Below are 5,472 nucleotides of genomic sequence, written 5' to 3' on the forward strand. Positions count from 1 at the left end.
AGTTGCGCTTTAGCGCTAAAGCGCAACTACCAACGAACAATGATTTACTTGCGCCGACCTACTTACTAAGTAGGAATCAGCAAGAAATCATGATCGCGCACCCATATATAATCTAACCTTTTTAAGCAAGTCCTAATCAAATTTCTCCCTAAGCTGGCTGCTAGATATAGCAACCGCCAAGGCGGTTAAGACGTTCTGAATTCAGATTCTATTCCCTTGTTCCCCTTCTTCCCTTTCTTCCCCTTCTTACCCTAGTCCCTAGTCCCTAGCCCCTAACCGCCTTGGCGGTTGCGATAACTGCAAGGTGGCAGCAGTACCAACCACAAGCAAGCTATGTGCTATCTTTTTTGCAGGCTACCCACTATATTATCTAGGGCATATGGGATGAAACATCACGCTTGTATTGCAATTGGGATTAATCAATATCAGTTCCTCCAGCCATTGAGTTATGCCCAAGAGGATGCAGAGGCGCTGCATGGTTATTTGGTTGGCGAAGCTGGTTTTTCGCCGGAGATCAGCCTGTCATTAACTGACTCCTCGCCGACGAGCTGGGGCAGTTCAACCTATCCCAACCGGGAAAATATACTCAAACTCATAGATAGCTTGTGTTTGGAACACTTGCAACATGGAGATTCGGTCTGGTGCTTTTTTAGCGGCTACGGTGTCAGTTATGAAGGGCAAGACTATTTAATGCCTATAGATGGCAATCCGGCTGACGTTTTGGGTACGGGGATTGCGGTGAAGTCTCTGTTTGAGAGCTTAAAGAGGGCTCCGACAGAAACGGTGTTGGTGCTGCTGGATATGAATCGCAGTCAGAGTGTGAAGGCGGGGGAATCGATTGGGACTCAAACGGCGGAGTTAGCTCGCCAGATGGAAATCCCGACGGTGCTTTCTTGTCGCCCAAATCAGGTTTCCCGTGAAACTTCTGCTCTGCGGCAAGGGTTTTTTGCGGCGGCGCTGTTGGAAGGGTTGCGCTCTGGACAGTGTACGACTCTCAAGAGTTTAGATCGGTTTTTGAGCGATCGCCTGCCTCAGTTGTGCGACCACCATCTACGGCCCAAGCAGGAGCCGTTAATGGTGGTGCATCCTCCGGGAAAAGTTAATCAGGTGATTTATCCAGATAGCCCTCAGCTCATGGCGGCGGCAGCAGTTGGCCGCAATGGCAGTATGAGTGCTGGGGCGATCGCAGAGGCGCAACAACAGCCGCAGATGCTTGCTACTGCAATTAATTCTCCTGGGCCGCAAAGCCGCGACGAAGGTGGCGATTTACCATTGACTCCGCCGCCGCCACCGCCCAATTCTGCTCAGGGGGGAGGCGAAGGTACAAACTCGGTGACACCCGAAAATTCAGAAGCTGCCATGTCTGACAAATCGTTTTTGCAACAGCTAATTTTATATAGTGGAGTTACGGCGCTGGCACTACTGATCGGTGTTTTCCTCACCAACAGGTCAGTATTTCTCGGCCGAGGCGACGGTACAAAGCAACCAACTCAGACGGCCCAGAATGGTACTCCTCCGACTGTGCCAATGGGGATTCCCTCACCGGTCAGTTCTAATCCGGGGGCGGTACCAGAACCTTCTGCTCAGGCGCGGCTAGACACGGCGAGGGTGTTGCTGAAGGATGGCTCTGCTTCTAGTTTTAGTAATGCGATCGCCAAAGTCCGTCAAGTTCCTGCTAATGACCCCATGTACCCACAAGCTCAGGAGGACATTGAACGCTGGAGTTTGACTATTTTGGATATTGCTAATGGACGTGCTGGACAGCAAAATTTCCAAGGGGCGATTAATGCGGCTAAACTCGTGCCGGCTCTGAATCCACCGATTCGGAATCAAGCGCAGCAGGCGATCGCTCTCTGGCAAGGACTGGCTAAGCAGCAACAGACTAATGATGCTCTGTTGAAATCGGCTCAGAAACAGATTAAACGAGGTGTAGCGTCTTCTTATAGTAAGGCGATCGAGCAAGCTAGTCAAATTAAATCCGGTCAACCGAAGTATGAGGAAGCTCAGAAGTCGATCGCGGAGTGGAGCGATACGATTCTGAATATTGCTCAGTTACGCGGGAGCCAAGGCCGACTCAGCGATGCAGTGGAGGCGGCTAAGTTGGTGCCATCGGGGACAGCGGCTCATGCTAATGCTCAGAAGGCGATCGCTACTTGGAAAGGTAGGCTCCAAACTCAGAAAAAAGGTTGATTATCTTCCGTAACGCCGTCATCTTGGGGGTATTCTTACCGCCAGGATGGCGGCGTTACGTAATCGTTGGTAAGTCCTGTTAGTAATTCTGTCGTCATTGGGAGGGACGGATTTGATATAACACCTTCTCCCCTTTAACTAGAGCGCAATATTAACAGTATTTCCAGAGACGCGATTCCTGCCATCTCTGGAATTTTTCAGGCTAATTCTCTCTACAACTAGGCATTTATTTTGGCCCCATCATGCTACTACCAGCTAAAGTGGCATAGCCAAAGGTAGCGTTGAATTTATTACACCAGATTGCCACTGATTTGTAGTCTGCCAGCTTAACATTATCGGGAATTTGATAGCGCTGAGCGCCGCTAAACTGTCGCAATTTACCAAGACTTACATAATTTTCCTTTTTCAAGCCTGCCTGGGGTGGCATAGTAGAACGATACAAGATCACTTCTAAATCAGGGCCTTGGTCGCTAGTCTTAAATGCTCGATCTAATACTACATAGCGTTTCCCATTTTCGCTAATAATTGTGACTTTTCCCTCGGTGGGTTTCTCCCCGGCCATAAAAGTTCCAGAAGCGATCGCAGTTTGTGGCCCCATCATCTGAGCTTGAGTTGCTGACTGATTCATAGTCGCAAGGGAACCAACAGTCAAGATTGAAGCGATACCAACAGCAACTAAATTTTTATAATTCATTATTTGAAACTCTCAAAATTGTTTTATTCATAGCACAAAAAACTTTATTTGTCAATAGCCCGATCGTAGCATAAAAAGCAAGGGGTATCAGGTATCTGACACTTGATACCTTTGTTGCGATCGCCCTCACCTAATTGTCTCAAAAAAATGTTAAATAATGTTAATAGGGTGTGGCAAAAATGGGTTTTAAGTTTCCAGGGAAGAAATGACAGGAAGTAAAACTAACTGTCGCAGACATATCAGGATTTGCATCTATGACAACTTCAGGATTTGGCCGCCAAGGTTTAAAGCATCGCATTTTTTTGCGAATCTTTCGTTTACCACTAGCAACTCTAGTAGCTATCGCCGTTACTGCCTTTACTGCTGCCGTTGCAGCCGCTTGGCTTGCAGACATTGGAACAATCAGCAACATTTTTGCACATATCAATGTTTGGCAGCAAAACCCTCCTGTGTGGTTACAAGTGCCAACTGTCACACCTAAGTATCTGCTCATACCAACTGTAACATTAGTGCTGATTGCTTTGGCTACTATCCGTATTTCTCCTGAACCAAAGATGTGGTCGCGGGTGGTAGTAGTAGCAATTATGCTGGCCTTAACTATTCGCTACGTCTTGTGGAGATCGCTTTCCACCTTAAATTTAGCAGATCCCTTGAACGGCATCTTTAGTCTAGGGCTATTTTTCCTAGAAATGTTGATGGTAGCCAGCAGTAGCATCCAGCTATATTTAATGCTGAGAATGACAGACCGCCGCCAGGAAGCTAACCTCATGGCTCAGGCTGTTGAAAGTGGAAATTTCACTCCTTGGGTAGATGTTTTAATCCCAACTTATAACGAACCCGCGTTTATTTTGCGACGTACAATCATTGGCTGTCAAGCTTTAGATTACGCCCACAAAAAAGTTTACCTGCTAGACGACACTAAGCGACCTGAGATTAAAGCATTAGCGAAAGAATTGGGATGCGAGTACATCACAAGACCAAATAACCTGTATGCAAAGGCAGGAAATCTCAATTATGCCATTGCCCAAACTAAGGGCGATCTGATTACAATTTTCGATGCTGATTTCATTCCGACAACCAACTTTTTAATCAGAACAGTGGGATTCTTTCAAGATAAAAAAGTTGCGTTAGTTCAGACTCCCCAAAGCTTTTACAATCCCGATCCAATTGCGAGAAATTTAGGCTTAGAAAATGTTCTTACTCCAGACGAAGAGGTATTTTATCGGCAAATTGAGTTAATTAAAGATGGTGCAGGGAGCGTTGTCTGTTCCGGCACATCTTTTGTTGTCAGACGTAGCGCCTTAGAAAAAGCGGGTGGCTTTGTGACAGATTCGATCAGCGAAGATTACTTTACTGGAATTCGCTTATCTGCCAAAGGCTATCGCTTGATTTATTTAGATGAAAAGTTAAGTGCTGGTTTAGCGGCTGAAAATATAGCAGCTCATCTCACTCAAAGATTGCGCTGGGCTCGTGGTAGTCTGCAAGCATTTTTCATTAACTCCAATCCTTTAACTATTAGAGGTCTTAACTTTGTACAAAGGCTAGCTCACCTGGAAGGATTGTTGAATTGGTTTACCAGTCTAACGCGGGTTGTATTTCTAATGATGCCATTAGTTTATTCATTTTTTGGGATCATTCCTTTTCGAGCAAATGGGGCAGAATTGATCTACTTTTTACTGCCTTACTCTCTAGTACAAATTACAGCTTCCTCTTGGCTAAATCGCCGTTCGCGTTCTGCATTGCTGTCAGATGTTTACTCTTTTGTACTGTGTTTTCCCCTAGCGCTAACAGTGATTCAAGTGATGCTAAATCCTTTCGATCGAGGGTTTAAAGTAACACCAAAAGGAATATCGAGCAAGCGCTTTAATTTCAACTGGAATTTAGCATGGCCATTTCTAATTCTATTTGTGGCTACATCAGTGAGTTTATGGCGGAATTTAAACATTTGTTTGAATAGCAGCCAAGGCGATGCTCTTTTAAAAGGCATCAGTTTGGGCTGGATTTGGAGTGTTTACAATTTAATCATGATTAGCGTGGCGTTGTTAATCTTGGTGGATGTTCCTAAGCCAGATCTTTATGATTGGTTCAAATTGCAGCGAGTGGTGCGGCTAAAGATTGGCAATCAGAGTTTTTGGGGTATAACTACCTTGATTTCTGAAGTCGGTGCTGAAGTAGCTTTGACGCAGCAGTTAAATGAAACTGTTAGTGTTAAAGGTGGAGAAGTTACTCAATATCTCACAGATTATTCTTCAGTAGAGTTAGAATTTGTCGAGAATAAGTTAGAGTTACAAGGACAGATTATTCGCAGTGGTATGAGTGGGGATTTTCCTACTTTACGGGTAGCTTTTGAGCAGGTTAGCGTACCTCAACACCGCCGTCTGGTAGAAATGCTATTTTGCCGTCCTGGTCAGTGGAAACGCCATCAAACGCCCGGAGAATTACACTCACTTTTGCTGTTGTTTAAGATTTTACTGAGGCCGCGAGCGGTGTTCGATCGAAATAGGGAAACGAGTGCGATCGCAATATCTCAAGTCTAATCAGTAGTCGTAACGCCGCCCTCTGGGCGGTATCTTTACCGCCCAGAGGGC

At 45.7% G+C, this 5,472-nt stretch carries 3 protein-coding genes; 2 read left to right on the forward strand and 1 reads right to left on the reverse strand.

The annotated features are described in order from the left end of the window. Nucleotides 1-384: 384 nt before the first annotated feature. A complete protein-coding gene (locus tag PN499_RS04435; protein WP_272030471.1) occupies nucleotides 385-2,190 on the forward strand; it encodes a caspase family protein in 1,806 nt (601 codons plus the stop codon). A gap of 226 nt (nucleotides 2,191-2,416) precedes the next feature. Here the strand turns inward: PN499_RS04435 and PN499_RS04440 are convergent, their stop codons facing one another. Next, nucleotides 2,417-2,884, reverse strand: coding sequence for a DM13 domain-containing protein (locus PN499_RS04440; protein ID WP_272030472.1), 468 nt, complete (start codon nucleotides 2,882-2,884; stop codon nucleotides 2,417-2,419). A 254-nt stretch (nucleotides 2,885-3,138) separates the two neighbouring features. Here PN499_RS04440 and PN499_RS04445 point away from each other — a divergent pair, with 254 nt between their 5' ends. Beyond that, nucleotides 3,139-5,421 (forward strand): glycosyltransferase, encoded by a 2,283-nt coding sequence (locus PN499_RS04445; RefSeq protein ID WP_272030473.1) that lies wholly within the window; start codon nucleotides 3,139-3,141, stop codon nucleotides 5,419-5,421. The last annotated feature ends 51 nt before the right edge of the window (nucleotides 5,422-5,472 follow it).

Origin of the sequence: Kamptonema animale CS-326, from assembly GCF_028330895.1 — a bacterium.
GTDB lineage: Bacteria > Cyanobacteriota > Cyanobacteriia > Cyanobacteriales > Microcoleaceae > Kamptonema > Kamptonema formosum.

Excerpts from the sequence above, each read along its gene's own strand:
- PN499_RS04435 (WP_272030471.1), top strand. The coding sequence starts at position 385 with ATGAAACATCACGCTTGTATTGCAATTGGGATTAATCAATATCAGTTC.
- PN499_RS04440 (WP_272030472.1), bottom strand. The coding sequence starts at position 2,884 with ATGAATTATAAAAATTTAGTTGCTGTTGGTATCGCTTCAATCTTGACT.
- PN499_RS04445 (WP_272030473.1), top strand. The coding sequence starts at position 3,139 with ATGACAACTTCAGGATTTGGCCGCCAAGGTTTAAAGCATCGCATTTTT.